We start from the raw sequence: 17,043 nt of genomic DNA, 5'->3' as shown, positions 1-17,043 counted from the left end.
GCATTCCGATCACCGTCACGGGCCGGGATCTCCGCATGTCAGCGACCCGCGCCGACGGGAGGGACGCTCCACACACGGCGTCTGCGGATCCCTGATGGTCCGAACGGGTGTGAGCACCGGCATGGCCCCGCCCGCGCCCGAGGCACGACAGGGGGCCGTGTCCGGCCGACCGGCGGCGGGTGACCCACGATCGCGGGCACGAGTCGGCGCCGCGCCGGGTACCGGGCCCGGCGCGACGCCCCCGGGGGACGGTCGCGCCGGGCGCGGGAGGAGGGTCAGGGTGCGACCGGCTGGAGCGACCGGAGCGTGTCGCCCCAGCCGACGGTCTCGGTGGTGACGGTCCGCAGTCCGGCGTCGGCGACGACGGCCGAGAGCTCCCCGGCCGTCCGGCGGCCGGAGCCGTGCAGGACGAGGGCCAGCAGGTCGTCCTCGGCCTCGTGCTCGTCGAGGTCCTGCTCGTCGAGCACGTCCTCGAGAAGCAGGATCCGCCCGCCGGGGGCCAGGCACTCCCCCGCGCGGCGGAGGATGTGCACGGCCTCCGGGTCGGGGTACTGGCCGAGCACCTTGCCGAACAGGATCGCGTCGGCGGCCGGGACCGGCTCGGCGATGGTCTGCACGACGACCTCCACGCGGGAGCGGGCACCGTCGTCGGGGACGGTGCGCAGCAGCTCGGACCGGGTCCAGTCGGCGTCGGAGGGGCCGGCGACGATCGTGACCCGCGTCCCGGGGCGGCGGGCGACGACGGCGGCCGCGGCGGACACCGCGGCGTCGGCGTGGACGACCAGGTGGTCGACACCCTCCAGGGCTGCGGAGTCCGCCACCGGTGCGGCGATGTAGTCGGCGAACTGCGCGGTGTTGTCCAGGAGCCTGCGGGCGAACTCCTCGTCCCCGCGCAGGCTCGGGTAGTCGCGACCGGTGACCGCCGCGAAGGACTCCCGGCCGGTGCGCACCGCCTGCTCGAGCCCCAGGAACCCCTGCTCGCGGCGGGCGCCGACGCCGTCGCGGCGCACCACGTCGAGCACGTGGTCCTCGGTCAGGTAGAAGCCGGTGTCGGTCAGCGTGTACCCGCCCTGCTCGTCGCGGTCGAGGATCTTGATCGCCACGAGGTACCGCAGCAGCTTCTCCAGCGCCCGCGGGTCCGCACCGGCCCGTTCGGCGAGCGACTTCGGATCGCGGATCCCGCCGGCGACGAGCTCGCCGAGGCCGAGGTTCGCGGCCACCCGGATCGCCAGTGGGGGCAGCAGCTCGGCCTGCTCGTGGAAGGTCTCGAACGCCTCGGCGTTGCGTTCCTCGTCGGTCACCCGGGGGTCGGACTCGAGTGTGACCACCTCGCCGAGCTTCCAGTAGCCGGTGAAGTCGATCCGGCGCCGGTCCACCCCCGCCGCGACGAGCAGCCGCCGCAGGTCCCGGACGACGGACTGCTCCCCCGCCAGCCAGCCGGCGGTGGCCGCGGCGTCCCAGCCCGGACCCTCGGTCACCGTGCGCAGGCACTCGGCCAGCTGGGTCGACGTACCCGGCCCGGCGCCGTCCCGGACCAGCCAGGTGACCTCGACACCCGGGTGCTCGCGCAGCGGGAGCCGGTGGGCCGTCTCCGCGACCTCGATGAACACGTCGGCCCGCAGATCCGCCGGCGCGGTCTCCAGCAGCCGCGAGACCGCGGGCAGCGCGGTGTCGTCCCCGGCGACCAGCAGCCGTTCGGCCGTGGCCGGCAGCGCGAGCGACGCCGCCGGTCCCGCCACGTGGACCCGGTCCCCCGCCTTCGCGCGGTAGGCCCAGGTGGTCGCGATGCCGACGCCGTGTCGCACGAACTCCACGTCGAGCTCACCGGCGACGGGGTCGTGGCGGCGGACCGTGTAGACCCGCCAGACCGGCCGGCGCCCCTCGGGCAGCTTGATGCCGCCGTCGCGCAGGATCGGCAGGACGGGCTCGGTCTCCCCCGGGTAGGGGAAGATCAACCGGACGTCGTCGTCGAAGCCCGTGCTGGTGAACGCGGGCCAGGCACGCCCCTCGTCGTCGGTGAACGCCCCGAGCTGCTCCCCGGTGAGGGTCACGCGTCGCAGCGCGGGCGTGACGTCCACGATCCGCGAGACGCTGAGCTCACGCACGGCGATGGGGTAGACCGAGACGGCACGGTCCTGGTTGGGCATGGGGGCTTCTCCTCGCACGGGCACAGGGACGGAGCACGGCGATCCGTGGCGTCCGGCCCAGGCGTTTCCGGCGAACCCGCCCTATCGGCCGCGCGGCTCCGCCTGCGACTCTAGCCACCGGTGTCCGGGCGGCCGTGAGCTGCCGACACGGCGTCGTCACACGGCCGTACCCACCTCCACGCTCTCAGGTGGGACGCGGGTAGTACGCCCATCCCTTGGCCAGCCGTCGGGCCGTCCGACTGATGCCCAGCATGCGGAACTCGACGGACCCGGACCCGGACCCCGCCCCGGCCCCGGCCTGCACGCGGACCGGCATGACGCCGGATGGGTGTCCGATCAGGACGGTGTCGGGCCTGCGTTCCGTCGCGACCTGGTGCACGGTGGTGCCCGGCAGCCGCGACGCCGCGGCGAGGCTGATGGACGCGGTCCCGGCCATGCTCTCGTGCAGACGGTTCATGAACATCAGTCGGGCCCGCAGGTCCATGTCGTCGGAGGCGACGGCCTGTCCGTTGAGTGTGCTGTAGCCCCCCGGCGGTGCCACGGCCCCGACCATCGGGATCGCCGGAACCTCGGTGTCCACCTGGGTCCACTCCTGGCACAGGCCGAGTCGGACGCAGACCTTGCCCCGGATCTCCCGGATGGCGGACACGAGCTCCGATCGGCCGTTGAGCTCGAGACCCTCGCTCCCGGTGAGACCGAGGTCCGCGGCGGCGACCCAGGCGATCGGATTCCCGGCATCGACGATCGACAGCCGGACCGTTCGCCCGTCCTCGAGCTCGACGGTGTCGAGTGGGTTCCCGGTGGGGAGCAGCCGGCCGGTGACGGCCCCGACCGTTCCCGACCAGTCCATGACGATCTCGGCGCCCGTGCCCGGTACCCCGGGGATCGCGAAGTCACCGTCCACCCGGGCGGCACCGTCGCGGACCGGGACGTGCGCCACGAGGACCTTGTCGGTGTTGGTGTTGCGGATGCGGACGACGGTGGTTCCCTCCTCGACCGGGACGAGCTTCTCGTCCACGGCGAACGGTCCGACGCCGGAGGAGATGTTGCCGCAGTTGCCGTTGTAGCTCACCAGACCGGTCTCGATGTCGACCTGTGCGAACGTGTAGTCGACGTCGGCGTCGGCGGCGTCCGACGGCGCGATGATCGCGATCTTCGAGGTGATCGGGCGTGAGCCGCCGAGACCGTCGATCTGCAGGACGTCGGGTGACCCCATCAGCCGCGCCAGGAGCGCGTCGCGAGCGGGACCGGGTGCGGGGATGTCGGCGGCGTGCAGGTACAGGCCCTTGCTGGTCCCGCCCCGCATCTGGACCAGCGGGACCGACAGCTGGTCGCTCATCGCCGTGCCCCCACGTGCTCGCGCGGCGCGGCGACGTCCGACACCGCGGCGGTCGCCGGCCCACCGGCCGGTGGGCGCGGTCCGTCGTCGGGCCAGCGGAGCCACTCACTGATCCCGACGGTCTCGAAGAGCTCACCCGGCCCGGCGGCGTCCAGGGGCGGGAGGCCGGTGTCGCGCAACGAGGCCAGCGCGCTCTGCACCGCCGCGGACGCCGCCGCGAGGCCCATGATCGGATAGATGGCCAGCCGGTACCCCAGGTCTGCGTACTCCGCGTGGCCCAGAACCGGTGTCCGGGAGTTCGCCATGACGTTGACCACGAGGGGGACCTCGATGGCGGAGCCGATACGACGCAGCTGGTCCAGGTCCTCGACAGCGTCGACGAAGACCATGTCGGCACCCGCGTCGGCGAACCGGCGCCCACGCTCGACGGCCTCGTCGATCCCGTGGGTGGCCAGCGCGTCGGTACGACCGATCACGACCAGGTCGTCGTCGCCGCGGGCGCGGACGGCGGCACGGACCTTGGAGACGGCGTCGTCGCGGTCGATCACGGACTTCCCGGAGAGATGCCCGCACCGTTTGGGGAAGACCTGGTCCTCCACGTGGAGTGCCGCGGCACCTGCCCTGATGTAGGTCTCGACGGTGTGCCGCACGTTGAGCTCGTTCCCGTAACCGGTGTCGGCATCGGCGATCAGCGGCAACGACGTCGCACCGTTGAGCCGGGCGAGGTGCGCTGCGACGTCCGTCGCGGTCATGAGGCCGATGTCGGGTCGTCCGAGCAGGCTCACCGACGCCGCCGCCCCACTGACGTAGGCGGCCGGGAAGCCCGCCTGCTCCGTGAGCGTCGCGCTGAGGGCGTCGTACACGCCCGGGACCACGACCATCTCCTCGCCCGCGATCAGGGCGCGCAAGGTCTGAGCCGACTCGTTACTCATGAGGAGGGGATCCTCTCCGCTGCCGGGTGCTTGTCACCCGCCACTGTGCGCCCCGCGGCGGCCCCTCCGGAAATGACGCATGTGCTGTGAAATCATGCGCGCTGCGCATAGTCGGTGCCGGCGACGTGGGCGGCGAACCGTCGCGCGGCCGGTGCGGTGGCACCCCCGGCACGGCACAGCAGACCGATCGACCGGTACGCACCGTCGTCGGCGAGCGAGACCGCCGTCGTTCCCTCTCGGGTGTCCGCCGCCCGGCTCCACTCCGGAACGATCGCCACGCCCATTCCCTCGCCGACCAGTGCCTGCACGGTGCTCAGCTCCGTGGCCTCGAACACCACACGCGGCGTGACCCCCGCCCGGGTGCACAGACGTTCGGTGGTCTGACGGATCCCGAAGGCCGAGGGGAAGCTGACCAGGTCCTCGGTGGCGAGCTCGGTCACCGGCACCGACCTGCGCGCGGCGAGCCGATGACCCGCGGGAACCAGCAGGACGAGGCGCTCCTCGAACAGCGGCGTCCACTCCAGGTCACCGTCGGCCGGGCGCGGACCGGTCAGTGCCACGTCGATGCGGTGGTCGCGCAGATCGTCGAGCACGGTGTCCGCGGCCCGCCCGCGGAGCTCGAAGGTCGTCGCGGGCGAGGTCGCCCGGTACTCGCGGAGGAGCCGGGGAACCAACCACACCCCCAGGGAGTGCAGGAACCCCAGTGCGACGACGCCGCCCTCCGGATCGGCCAGGGAGGCGATGCGCCGCTCGGCGGCGGCGATCTCCGTCACCGCGCGCACGGCGTGCGCGCGCAGCACCTCGCCGTAGCGGTTCAGCCGTAGCCGGTTCTGTCGCCGGTCGAACAGGCGCACCCCGAGACCCCGTTCGAGTCGGGCCAGCGCGCGCGACAACGTGGGCTGGGAGATGTTCATCTTCTCCGCCGCCGAGGTGACGTTCTCGCTCTCGGCCAGCGCGAGGAACCAGTGCAGTTCTCGGATCTCCACACAGCGACTATGCCCCACGGACATGATGCGGTGCACAGCCCGTCATTTCACACCGCGGCCCCGGAGACGCACGATCGCCACGACAGTCACCAGTACGAGGAGGCGGTTGGCATGACCGTGCAGAGCCCGACGACATCGCTCTCGATCGACGTCGCGGACGTCGTCCGTCGCACCGGCATCTCCGACGTCCCGCCACCGGTCCTCGAACGGGCGCGCCATCTGATCCTCGACGCGGTCGGGATCGCCTTCGCCTCGAGCGGGTTCGGGTTCGCCGACGTCGCCGCCAGGGCGGCGACCTCGTTCGGGCCGGGCGAGCAGCCGGTACTGGGTCGCGCCGAGCGGCTCAGCCTCCGCGACGCAGCGACCCTGAACGGCATCCTGGTGCACGGTCTCGACTTCGACGACACCCACAGCCGCGCGGTCGCCCACGTGTCCTCGGCGGTGCTGCCCGCCGCCCTCGCCTCGGCACTCGACGCCGGGTGCACGACGAACGAGTTCCTCCTGTCCTATGTCCTGGGTGTGGAGGTCATGGCCCGGGTCGGGTCAGCGGCCCGCGGCCAGCTGCACGACGTCGGCTTCCACCCCACCGCGATCGCCGGTGCGTTCGGGGCGACCGTCGCGGCCGGGAAGAACTACGGCCTCACCGCCGGTCAACTCGCGAACGCACAGGGGATCGCCGGCTCGTTCAGCGCCGGACTGATGGAGTTCCTGCAGGACGGCGCGTGGACCAAGCGCCTGCACCCCGGCTGGGCGGCGTCGAGCGGGATCACCGCGGCCCTCTACGCGCGTGCCGGCTGGACCGGCCCCCCGGCCGTCTTCGAAGGCCGCTTCGGGCTGTTCGCCACCCATCTGCAGCAGCGCACCGACGTCAGGCCCGACATCGTCGCCGACGGCCTCGGCTCGGAGTGGGAGCTCCCGGCGACCGCGGTCAAGCCCTACCCGGTGTGCCACTTCAACCACGCCTTCATCGACGCCGCCCTCGATCTCCGGCGACAGCACGCCCTCCGACCCGAGGACGTCGCCGCGATCACGTGCGCCATCCACCCCGTTCCGCGCAAGGTCGTCTGCGAGCCGACGGAGGCGAAGTGGGCGCCACGGGACGACTACGACGCCAAGTTCAGCCTCCCCTTCGTCGTCGCCGCCGCCCTGGTGCGTGGCCGGTTCGGCCTCGCCGAACTCGAGGACGACGCCCTCACCGACCCCGAGATCCTGGCGACCGCCCGCAAGGTCCGGGTGGTCGACGACCCCGACAGCGCCTTCCCGGAGGCCTACTCGGGGTTCGTCGAGATCGAGACCGTCGACGGGACGTCGGTCTCGCACCGGGAGCAGATCAACCGCGGCCATTCCCGACGTCCCCTCGACGCCGACGCGGTGATCGCCAAGTTCCGACAGAACGTCGGTCGCGTCGCGGACGACGCCGTGATCGACCGCGTGCAGCAGGCCGTCCTCGGGATCGGTGACGACCGCCCCGTCGCCGAGTTCGCGGACGCGTGCAGCAGGTAGCCCGGAACCGGGATCCGTCACCCGCAGGGCCCTCGATCCTCGTCACCGTTGTGCCGCCGCCGGCGCGGCACGGCTCGTCGCGCGTAGGCTGAGTGAGCACTCAGTCAAGTGGGCCGCACGCCGGGCGAAGGGACTCCGGCATGTCAGGACGGGTCGCAGGGAAGGTCGCGCTGATCACCGGCGCCGCACGCGGTCAGGGTCGGGCGCATGCCGTCCGGCTCGCGCAGGAGGGCGCGGACATCATCGCCGTGGACATCGCGGGTCCGCTGCCCAGCGTCGCCTACGACTCGCCGACGCCCGCGGACCTGGAGGAGACGGTCCGGGAGGTCGAGAAGCTGGACCGGCGCATCGTGTCGGCGCAGCTGGACGTGCGGGACCTGGACGGCCTGAAGTCCGTCGTCGACGGCGCGGTGACCGAGCTCGGACGGCTCGACGTCGTCATCGCGAACGCGGCGATCTGCGTGCCCAGGGCCTGGGACAAGGTCACTCCGACGATCTTCGACGACACGATCAGCATCAACGTCCGCGGTGTCTGGAACACCGTGATGGCGGGTGCCCCACACCTGGTCGGGGCCGGTGGCGGATCGATCATCATCATCAGCTCGGCGGCCGGGCTGAAGGTCCAGCCCTTCATGGTGCCCTACACCACCAGCAAGTTCGCCATCCGCGGCATGGCGAAGGCGTTCGCCGCCGAGTTGGCCGCGCACCACATCCGGGTGAACACGGTCCACCCCACCGGGGTCAACACGCCCATGGGCTCGGGTGGCATGTTGGAACAGCTCGGCGAGGCCATGCAGACCTACCCGCGCCTGGGCGGCATGTTCACCAACCTGCTGCCCGTCGAGCAGATCGAGCCGGAGGACGTCGCGGACGCCGTGCTCTTCCTGGCCTCCGACGAGTCCCGGTTCGTCACGGCCCACGAGATCGCCCCCGACGCCGGTGTCACCGAGTACTGACGGCGAGGGCACGTCGGCTCGCGAGCAGATCCTCGCCGCCGCGGAGACGCTGTTCGCCGAGCGCGGCTTCGACCGCACCTCGACGTCGGCCCTGGCCGCGGCGGCCGAGGTTCCGCAGGGCCTGATCTTCTACCACTTCCGCACGAAGGAGGAGCTCCTGCGGTCGTTGGTCGAGGAACGGACGGCGGGCGAGTTCCGGGAGCTGCTTCCCGACGAACCCGCCGCGTCCCTGGCGGCGGCGGTCGATCTCGCCTGGACCACGGTGCTCCGTGAGTTCGGCACACCGAACCCCCTGCGGCGCATCATCCTGCGGGAGATGCTGAGTCGCCCCGACATGCGGCGCGCGGCGCATGCGGCCCAGACCGCGATCACCGAGCAGACGGCCCGCTACCTCGCGCGCAGCGCGGGCCGTTCCGGGGAGACGCCGCCTGCCTTCCGGACCGTGGCCCGGCTCCTCGTGGTCGCCGCGTCGTTGTGCGAAACGACCTCCGACACGCCACCGCCGGAGCTGGAACCGGGAGCGGTCGCCACGGCGCTCACCCGCGGACTCTCCGAGCCCGACTGACACCCGCGCCGTCGGCGAACCGATGCTCGGCCCGACCCGCGAGCGGCCCTCACCCCGACGGGGTGCCGGCCGGCGGTCGGACGTGGGTAGCGACCGCTGCCGCCACCGGCCGCCCGACGTGACGAGCCGGACGCTCCCGGTCCCCGACCTCTGCCGATCGGCGGGTCGACGCCGTCGTGACGTTTCTCCCGACACCGCTTCGGGTGGCCCCGCCCGGCACCGGGGCGGGAGCAGCGGGGACGCACGACGAGCTTGCACCTGCCGTAACGGCATGTGGTGTCCTCGGGGCAACACCGAGAGAAGGGGTTCGCTCTGCCATGCCTCACCTAGTGATGTCTCCCCGTCGGGTCACGATCGGTGGCGCGGCCACGTTCGCCGGTACCACCCCGCGCGCGATCCGCCACTACCACCAGATCGGTCTGCTGCCGGAGCCCGAAAGAGGCGCGGACGGCCGCCGCCGTTACGGCTACGACGACATGATCCGCCTGCTGTGGATCCGCAAGATGGCGGAGGCCGGGATCAGCCTGCACACCATGCGGTCCGCCTTCGACGGATCCCAGGACATCGAGGAGACCCTGGGGCGACTGGCGGACACGCTGGCCGAGGAGGAGGCCGACATCAAACGACAGCGCGCGGCGGTCCAACGCCTGAAGGCGGTGGGCAGCCCGCTGGGGCTGCTCTCCCCGCTCGTGACGGACCGACTCAGCCATCTGCCCACGGGGGCGCTGCGCTCGTCCGACCTGGACGCACTGCTGGTCACGGAACGGATATTCGGCCCGTTGGGAGCCGCCATTCAGGCCAGCAGGTTCATCGCGTTGGCCACCCACCCGGAGCTGCGGGCCGAGGAGGACCGTCTCGACGCCGCCGACGCCGACCTCGACGACAGCGTCGACCCCCACGACCCCCGTGTCGAGGAGCTCGCTGCCCAGCATTGTGCGCACCACGAAGCCCTGATGGAGGCCATCGAGGCGGACGGGCTGGACGCGGCCGAGAAGCGTCTGCTCGAGAGCCACGACGACGGTCCGACGGACGACGGGGACGCCCGGATGAGCGTCGTCGACGCAGTGAGCAAAATGCCCTACGACTTCTCCCCCGCCAGGAAGCGATGTATGGAGCTGACGACACGACTCCTTTACCAGCAGCAGGACGCTCCGAACGGCTCCTGATCGGGTGGTAGCCAGGGCATCGTCATCGTCCGGCCGAGCTGTGTCCGGACAGCCGGCTTCTACGTACCGTAGAGCGCATGCGGGTTCTGGTCCTTGCTCCGGGCTCGACAGGTGACGTGGCTCCGTACACCGGATTGGGGCAGCGTCTCCGAGAAGGCGGTCACCACGTTGCCATCGCTGCGAACGAGCGGTTCCGTTCGATGGTCACCGGCGCTGGTCTCGAGTTCCGCCTGCTCCGCGGCGACCCGGAGCCGGGGAACACCGGTGAGGGCGGAAGGCGCTGGCACGCCGGCGGCACCGGCCCGCTCGGCCAGGCGCGGATGGTGCGCGTTCTGCAGGACTACGTCGACTCGGTCAGCGAGGACTTCATCCCGGCGGTCCGGGCCGGCACCGACTTCGTGCTGCTCAACACCGTCGCGCTGTTCACCGGCTACGACGTCTGCGAGGGCCTCGGCGTCCCCTCCGCCGGCGCCTTCCCCTCTCCCGTCCACCCGACCGGAGACCTACCGCCCGCCGCGCTCGGCCTGCCGAGCCTGGGACGCACCGTCAACCGGGCTCTGGACCGGGTCGCACTCGCCGCAGGCGCACAGTCGTTCGGCCGGACCTCCCGCAGACTGCGCACTCGGCTCGGCCTTCCCCACGTGCGGCCCGCCTCGCTGTGGTCCCGACTGCAGGCTCAGGAATGGCCGGCGTTCTACGGCTTCAGCAGCGCCGTCCTGCCGCGGTTCAGCGACTGGCCGCCGTCTGCACGGGTGACCGGGACGTGGTGGCCCGCCACACCTGACGGGTGGCGACCCGACCCGCGACTGCAGGACTTCATCGACGACGGCGATCCCCCGGTGTACGTCGGACTCGGGAGCCGCTCCCTTCCCGATCCCGACGCCGCGCTCTCGGTCGTCCGCGAAAGCCTGCGCCGCGCAGGACTGCGGGGCATCGTGCAGTCGGGATGGGCCGGCCTCGACGGCGGAGAGGCCGACGACCGCATCCTGACCATCGGCGAGGTTCCCCACGAGTGGCTGTTCCCGCACATGGCGGCCCTCGTGCACCACTGCGGCGCCGGCACCACAGCGGCAGGGCTGCGCGCAGGCGTCCCCACCGTGGGCCTACCCGTCCTGGCCGACCAGCCGTTCTGGGCATCCCGCCTGGTCGAGGTCGGGGTCTCGCCCGGCGCAGTGCCGCTGCGTCACCTCACCACAGACCGTCTCGCCGATGCGCTGACAGCCGCGACACGGGACGGCCGGTACCGGCGTCGCGCCGAGGAGCTGCAGCGGATCGTGAGAGCAGAGGACGGTGCCGGCCGTGTGGCGGAAGCCTTGCCGTCACTGGTGCGACCGCCGCACGGTCGTGGCTCATCACCGCCCTAGGAGCATGACGACGACCCCCGGGAACAGGATGGTCCCGGGGGCCGTCGCTACTCCTGCGAAGTGGAGGCCGCTGCGTCGTGGCTCAGTCGACGCTGCCGGCGTCGACCGCCCTCTCGGAGCCAGAACCGGAGTTCGGCCAGACCCGGCGGCCGCCGTCGCAGGGCTGGGAGCAGCTGTTGCGCAGCCCCGGCGCCGCAACAGGCGTGAGTCGAGGAGCTTGTAGGAGCCACCGTACGGCGGTCCCCACGACGGCCGCCGGTACGGCGCAGACAAGCACCACCACCGTCCACTTCTCCCACGCGCCGCTCTGCAGGTACTGCCCGAAACCATGGTGGTGCGAGGGGTAACCGACCGCCCAGTGCGCCTTGAGCACGTAATAGTTGCTGACCGAAGCGATGCCGCACGCGAGCACCGACATCAGATTCGTGCCGAACCTGTGGGACGCCATCGCCGAGAGCCCGAGGATCGCGGCCCACGACCACCAGGTGTCGGTCACCGCGACGACGGAGGTGAGTTCGGCGTGCCGGGCACTGATCGACAGCGCACCCCAGCCACACCCGAGCACGGCGGACAGCGTAGGTGGCACGACGATGCTCGTGCCCCGAGCACATGCGGACGTGCCAGGCGTGCTGTTCCTGATCACGATACTCAGCAGCCTTCGGCTCTTCGGGCGGTCTGATTCCCGACCTGTTCGCAGACGAGGCTGTTCCCTCGGGATGGATCCCGGCCACCGCGCTGGTGGACGGAAGTCACCTCCCGCAGGTGCTCGGCTGGGCGGAAACTCGATGGCGGGCCCCTCCACACGTCGCTGCAGCACTGGCGTGGAAGGAGTACACGTACTGGCTGGCCGTCCCGGTCGTACTGGGATGGACGGTCGCTCGTCGGGTACCGCTCCTGACACCTGCTGATGTGCTGGTGCGGCACGGAGGTCCTGGTTCTCTGCTCACGCTGTCCCTGCGCCGATCGGTCCGCCTCGCCGTTCTGGCCGATGACCCGCTGCTCGTGACCGCCAACTCGGATCGTATCCGGCCGGCCGCGACCGAAGCAGATCTGCTGGCCGAGCTGAGCGAGTCGTTCCTGGGGAAGCATCTCGATCCGTTCATCCGGACGCTCACCGGGCATACGAGGATCGGTGTCCGTCCACTGCGTGGTTCGGTGAGCGCAGGTGTCGCTCACGCGTTCGTCCGAGCGGCGGTGCCCGGAACACAGCCGTCCGACCTGGCCACCATTCTGTCCGCGCTCGGGCTCGACGACCTTGTTCGGCTGCGTCCCGGGCCGGGCGGCACCTGCACCGTCGAACGTCGGACTTGCTGTCTCGCCTTCACCCTCCCGGAACGCCGCGCGTGCCGCGGCTGCTGCCTGGCGGCCACGTGGCCGACGACCTCCGAGCCCGCATGACGTGAGGAAGGCCCACATGCACCTGAACAGGAACGTCGTCCGTGCGACGGTCTCACCGATAGGAGCGGCACACGACTTGATCGTCGGCCGAGCGGGCGAGCGTCCACTTCTCGATCTGTCGCAGGCCGCACCGCGATACCCGGCTGCGCCGGTGGTGTGCGAACAGGTCGCCACGGCCGCGTTCGACCCGGCGGGCGGAACGTACACCGAGATCGCGGGACTCCCGGATCTGCGCGAGGCATTCGCAGCCGAACTCTCCGCAGACTACCGAGGTCGGATCGACGGTGCGAACATCGTCGTCACCGCGGGTTGCAACCAGGCCTTCTGCCTGGTGATGTCCGCACTCGCCGCCCCCGGCGACGAGGTGATCATGGTCTTGCCGTACTACTTCAACCACGTCATGTGGCTGACCATGGCCGGGATCCGCCCGGTGTTCCTCGAACCCGGTTCAGACCTCATTCCCAGCGTGCACGCGACGGAGCACCTCATCACGTCCAGGACACGTGCGATCGTCCTGGTGACACCCGGGAACCCGACCGGGGTCACCGTGCCTCCGGACCGGCTCGCTGCGTTCGCCGACTTGGCTGATCGTCACGGCATCGCACTGGTTCTGGACGAGACCTACCGTTCCTTCCGCGAGACCACCGCGCCGCCCCACGACCTATTCTCCGGACCGGACCGCCTGCGCACGGTCATCAGCCTCCACAGCTTCTCGAAGGACCTGGCGATCCCGGGCTATCGCGTCGGAGCGGTCGTGGGCTCCACAGACCTCATCCACGAACTCACGGAACTGATCGACTGTGTGGCCGTCTGTGCCCCGCGGATCGGCCAGCTCGCAGCACTCACCGGCCTCCGGGAGGCCGGCGCCTGGCGCCGTGAACGCGCGGCCGAGATCGCCACGCAACGTCGGCTCTTCGCAGCAGTCCTCGCCGACCGGCCCGGGGGATTCCAGATCGTGTCGCTCGGCGCGTTCTTCGGATGGGTACGCCACCCCTTCACGGGCCGTTCGACCGCGGAGGTCGTCCGGGACCTGATACTCCGTCTGGACATACTGGTCGTGCCCGGGACTGCGTTCCTCCCGGAGGACCGAGCGATGCTGCGGGTGAGCGTCGGCAATGCCGACCCGGACGAGCTGACCGAACTCGCCGCGCGTCTCGCGCCGGCCGCCGGATGAAGGCGGACCGCCGCCTCGGCCGCTCGGTAAGGTCGGCACGGTGACGATCAACGCACCGTCCTGGGAGCCACCACTCGCCGGGACCGAAGCCGAGCATCTCACCGGTACTCTCGACCGTCTGCGCACCACGTTCCGCTGGAAGGTCGACGGTCTGGACACCGCCGCGCTCCGCACCCGGATCGGCACATCGTCGCTCACCCTCGCCGGCCTCATCAAGCACGTCGCGCGCGCGGACACCCAGTGCTTCACCGCCAAGCTGAGTGGCGAACCATTGGGACGTCCCTGGGACGACATCGACTGGCGAGCAGTACCGGATTGGGACTTCGAGTCGGCCCTGCAGGACTCTCCTGACGAGCTGTACGCACTGTGGGACAGCGCAATCGGTGCGTCCCGTACGCGACTGGCGAACGCGCTGTCCTCGGGTGGACTCGATCAGCCGGTGCACCTCGCGTGGCCGGACGGCCGACACGCCAACCTGCGTCGCATCGTGTTCGATCTGGTCGAGGAGTACGGACGACACACTGGGCACGTCGATCTGTTGCGCGAAGCCGTCGACGGGCGAGTGGGCGAGGACCCGCCTCCCGATTGGGTACCGCCGTCGTCCCTGAGATGACCGGGGTGGTCGCCGGTTCCGGTGACTCCACGGAGCCCACCGCCGCTCCTACGGTCAGTGACCATGCGGCAGCAGCCGGACCCGGCGATCACCTCCAGCAGGGCGGACCAGACAGAGATCGCCCTCGGCGCGGACTGCCTGCACACGATCTTCCGGCGGCGGGCCGAGGAGGCGCCGTGGCGCGTGGCGCTGACAACCGACGCGCGCTCGATGACCTACGGCGAGCTCGACGAGCGCAGCGACCGACTCGAACGTGTCCTCCGCGTCCATGGGGTCGGACCCGGCACACTCGTGGCGCTGTGTGTCGACCGGGCTCCCGCGGCGATCGTCGGGATGCTGGGCATCCTGAAAGCAGGTGCCGCCTACGTTCCGGTCGACCCGGCGTACCCGAGCGCCAGGATCCGGCACCTGCTCGCCGACAGCGCGGCGCCGGTCGTCGTCGCCACCCGGCAGACGGCTGACCTCGTCGCCGGACGCACCGTGGTGCTTGCCGACGATCTCGTCGACGTACCGGAGCAGGAGTTCTCCGAACCTGCAGCCGCGGCGACCGACCTCGCCTACGTCATCTACACCTCCGGTTCCACCGGAGCTCCGAAAGGTGTCGCCGTCGAGCACCGCAACGTGGTGCGCCTGTTCGACCGGACCCGAGCGTGGTTCGGCTTCGACCACGACGACGTCTGGGCCCTGTTCCACTCGATCAGCTTCGACTTCTCGGTGTGGGAGATCTGGGGGGCGCTGCTGCACGGTGGTCGACTCGTCCTGCTCCCGGAGATCAGCACCCGCTCCCCCGAGACCCTGGTCACGCTGCTGCGTTCGATGCAGGTGACCGTGCTGAACCAGACACCGTCGGCGTTCCGGCAGCTGGCTGCCGTCTGCCCTTCACCGGAAGGACTGGGTCCGAACCTGCGGCTCGTCGTGTTCGGTGGAGAACGACTGAGCCCGTCCCTTCTCGAGTCGTGGCTGCGAGCGCGTACCGGGGGGGCGCCCCGAGCTCGTCAACATGTACGGGCTCACCGAAGCGACCGTCCATTGCACATACCGACCGATGACCGTCGCTGATCTGGACGACCCTGCCGTCAGCCCCATCGGGATCCCCCTCCCGGACCTGCGGATACTCCTGCTCGGACCGGACGGCGACCCGGTAGCCGACGGCCAGCCGGGAGAGATGTACGTCGCCGGGGCCGGGGTGGCCCGCGGTTACCTGAATCGGCCTGAGCTCACGGCCGGCCCCTTCGTCTCCCGCCCGGACCTGGGCGAGCACCGGCTCTACCGGACAGGTGATGAGGCGCTGCGCCGACCGGACGGCGAGCTGGTCCACCTGGGTCGGCTGGACGGTCAGCTCAAGGTTCGGGGCTTTCGCATCGAGCCCGGCGAGATCGAGCACTGCTTGGCCGAGGTACCCGGTCTCGCCCGGGCGGTCGTGGTGCCACGCGACCGCGGCGACGGTGACGTCCGGCTCGTCGCGTGCCTCGTTCCGGGGCCGGGCTCAGGACCGGACCTGACAGCGGTCGCCGAACGCCATGTTCGGGAACAGCTACCGCGACATCTTCGCCCGTCGCTCTACACGATCGTCACGGAGGTTCCGTTGACGGTGAACGGAAAGGTGGATCGTGATGCATTGGCACGCTGACCGCAGGGCAGACCGGACATGACGGCGACCTCGAACACAAGTCCGATGCGGGACGTCAGGAAGACGGTCGCCGAACTCGTCCAAGACGAGATGGACCGCGCCGTCGACCCCGACGTCGACCTGTTCGACCAGGGCATCACGTCGCTCACCTTCCTGCGCATCATCGCGCGGACCAATGAGACGTACGGCATCGCGCTCGACGTGACCCAGCTCTACGAGGCCAGTGTCGCGACGCTGTCCGACCTGGTCGCGGCGCACCTGAGCGCCGAGACATCCGCCACCGCAGAGGACAGACGATGACGAACACACTTCCGCAGAGCTTCACCCCGACGCCGGAGGAGGTGGCCCTGTTCCACGAACGGGGATACCTCGGTCCGTTCACGGTCTACTCCGAGGAGGAGATGAAGCGCCTGTGGCGCCGGGAGCGACTGCAGCTCATGGACCGCAGCGGCGCCGTCTACGACGAGGACGAGGCACAGGCCGGGAACACCAACATCGCCAACTACGACCGACACCTGGACTCGACCTTCCTCGCCGACCACATCTGCCGACCGGAGATCGTCGATCGCGTCTCAGCAGTTCTCGGCCCGGACGTGCTGTGCTGGCGGTCCGAGTTCTTCCCGAAGTACCCGGGCGACGAGGGCACCGACTGGCACCAGGCCGACACGTTCGCGTTCGCCTCGGGCAAGCCGCAGATCGTGTGGCCCGCCGAACAGAAGGAGTTCGGAGGCACCATCACGGTGTGGACGGCGTTCACACCGGCCACCGAGGAGACCGGCTGCCTGCAGTTCATCCCCGGTTCCCAGCGCACGATGCACTACGACGAGACCAAGAACATGCACTACCAGCCGGAGAAGATCAACAAACAGGCCAAGGACGGACAGACCCGCGGCTTCTACGGTTACGATTATCGAGAGCTGCAGAAGGACCCGAACTGGCGGCCACCGGAGGAGCAGGCCGTCTCCATGGTGATGCGTCCCGGCGAAGCCGTGATGTTCTGGTCCACGATGATGCACGCGTCCAAACCGCACAGTGCGCCGGACCAGCAGATGCGCCTCGGGTTCGCCGGCCGGTACGTACCGACCTGCGTGGAGGTCTACCCGGACACCCAGGACGTCGACGAGTACGGCGGCCGGGTGAGCTTGCGGGACTACGGCACGGTTCTCGTCGCCGGCGTCGACAACTACAACCACAACCGCCGCGTGACGACGACGACCCGGGGTCACACATTCCGGGTCCGGTGAGCACGGCAGCCGGGACGGCTCTTGCG

17 protein-coding genes are annotated in these 17,043 nt (G+C 70.7%); 12 read left to right on the top strand and 5 right to left on the bottom strand.

Features of this window, described 5'->3' with window-relative positions:
• Positions 1-275 precede the first annotated feature (275 nt).
• The 4 genes from KPL59_RS25260 to KPL59_RS25245 form a co-directional block, all read right to left on the bottom strand.
• Entirely contained in the window at positions 276-2,147 is a 1,872-nt protein-coding gene (locus KPL59_RS25260) for an SIP domain-containing protein (protein ID WP_226362241.1), read from the bottom strand.
• Positions 2,148-2,331: 184 nt separating this feature from the next.
• Entirely contained in the window at positions 2,332-3,486 is a 1,155-nt protein-coding gene (locus tag KPL59_RS25255; protein ID WP_226362240.1) for a 2-methylaconitate cis-trans isomerase PrpF family protein, read from the bottom strand.
• Positions 3,483-4,418: an oxaloacetate decarboxylase gene (locus tag KPL59_RS25250; protein WP_226362239.1), complete on the bottom strand. Its 936-nt coding sequence runs from the start codon at positions 4,416-4,418 to the stop codon at positions 3,483-3,485. Before KPL59_RS25250 ends, KPL59_RS25255 begins: the two co-directional genes overlap by 4 nt.
• Positions 4,419-4,510: 92 nt before the next feature.
• Entirely contained in the window at positions 4,511-5,404 is an 894-nt protein-coding gene (locus KPL59_RS25245) for a LysR family transcriptional regulator (RefSeq protein WP_226362238.1), read from the bottom strand.
• A 111-nt stretch (positions 5,405-5,515) separates the two neighbouring features.
• Between KPL59_RS25245 and KPL59_RS25240 the strand changes: the two genes are divergently transcribed.
• The 5 genes from KPL59_RS25240 to KPL59_RS25220 all read left to right on the top strand — a co-directional run bounded on the left by KPL59_RS25240 (position 5,516) and on the right by KPL59_RS25220 (position 10,958).
• The gene (locus KPL59_RS25240; protein WP_226362237.1) at positions 5,516-6,907 is read left to right on the top strand and encodes an MmgE/PrpD family protein; all 1,392 of its coding nucleotides are present in this window, start codon (positions 5,516-5,518) and stop codon (positions 6,905-6,907) included.
• A gap of 140 nt (positions 6,908-7,047) precedes the next feature.
• The gene (locus KPL59_RS25235; RefSeq protein ID WP_226362236.1) at positions 7,048-7,863 is read left to right on the top strand and encodes a mycofactocin-coupled SDR family oxidoreductase; all 816 of its coding nucleotides are present in this window, start codon (positions 7,048-7,050) and stop codon (positions 7,861-7,863) included.
• Entirely contained in the window at positions 7,847-8,428 is a 582-nt protein-coding gene (locus KPL59_RS25230) for a TetR/AcrR family transcriptional regulator (RefSeq protein WP_226362235.1), read from the top strand. The genes KPL59_RS25235 and KPL59_RS25230 overlap by 17 nt, the downstream gene beginning before the upstream one ends.
• 332 nt (positions 8,429-8,760) lie before the next feature.
• Complete coding sequence (locus tag KPL59_RS25225) at positions 8,761-9,594, top strand: MerR family transcriptional regulator (RefSeq protein WP_226362234.1); 834 nt, start codon at positions 8,761-8,763, stop codon at positions 9,592-9,594.
• 77 nt (positions 9,595-9,671) lie between these two features.
• Entirely contained in the window at positions 9,672-10,958 is a 1,287-nt protein-coding gene (locus KPL59_RS25220) for a glycosyltransferase (protein ID WP_226362233.1), read from the top strand.
• An 82-nt stretch (positions 10,959-11,040) separates the two neighbouring features.
• On the opposite strand, the gene KPL59_RS25215 is transcribed toward KPL59_RS25220, so the two are convergent.
• Complete coding sequence (locus tag KPL59_RS25215) at positions 11,041-11,523, bottom strand: hypothetical protein (protein WP_226362232.1); 483 nt, start codon at positions 11,521-11,523, stop codon at positions 11,041-11,043.
• Positions 11,524-11,720: 197 nt separating this feature from the next.
• Between KPL59_RS25215 and KPL59_RS25210 the strand changes: the two genes are divergently transcribed.
• The 7 genes from KPL59_RS25210 (at position 11,721) to KPL59_RS25180 (ending at position 17,017) form a co-directional block, all read left to right on the top strand.
• Entirely contained in the window at positions 11,721-12,356 is a 636-nt protein-coding gene (locus tag KPL59_RS25210) for a hypothetical protein (RefSeq protein ID WP_226362231.1), read from the top strand.
• Between the two features lie 16 nt (positions 12,357-12,372).
• Positions 12,373-13,530, top strand: coding sequence for an aminotransferase (locus KPL59_RS25205; protein ID WP_226362230.1), 1,158 nt, complete (start codon positions 12,373-12,375; stop codon positions 13,528-13,530).
• Positions 13,531-13,570: 40 nt separating this feature from the next.
• The gene (locus KPL59_RS25200) at positions 13,571-14,143 is read left to right on the top strand and encodes a DUF664 domain-containing protein (protein ID WP_226362229.1); all 573 of its coding nucleotides are present in this window, start codon (positions 13,571-13,573) and stop codon (positions 14,141-14,143) included.
• Positions 14,144-14,206: 63 nt separating this feature from the next.
• Positions 14,207-15,202, top strand: a complete 996-nt coding sequence (locus KPL59_RS25195) for an AMP-binding protein (RefSeq protein WP_255677775.1) — start codon at positions 14,207-14,209, stop codon at positions 15,200-15,202.
• Positions 15,144-15,773 (top strand): AMP-binding protein, encoded by a 630-nt coding sequence (locus tag KPL59_RS36025; RefSeq protein WP_255677774.1) that lies wholly within the window; start codon positions 15,144-15,146, stop codon positions 15,771-15,773. The genes KPL59_RS25195 and KPL59_RS36025 overlap by 59 nt, the downstream gene beginning before the upstream one ends.
• Before the next feature lie 18 nt (positions 15,774-15,791).
• Entirely contained in the window at positions 15,792-16,073 is a 282-nt protein-coding gene (locus tag KPL59_RS25185) for an acyl carrier protein (protein WP_226362228.1), read from the top strand.
• Positions 16,070-17,017: a chlorinating enzyme gene (locus tag KPL59_RS25180; protein ID WP_226362227.1), complete on the top strand. Its 948-nt coding sequence runs from the start codon at positions 16,070-16,072 to the stop codon at positions 17,015-17,017. Before KPL59_RS25185 ends, KPL59_RS25180 begins: the two co-directional genes overlap by 4 nt.
• Positions 17,018-17,043: the final 26 nt, after the last annotated feature.

Origin of the sequence: Pseudonocardia sp. ICBG1142 (genome assembly GCF_020496255.1) — a bacterium.
Lineage (GTDB): Bacteria > Actinomycetota > Actinomycetes > Mycobacteriales > Pseudonocardiaceae > Pseudonocardia.
This window is presented reverse-complemented; position numbering and strand designations above follow the sequence as displayed.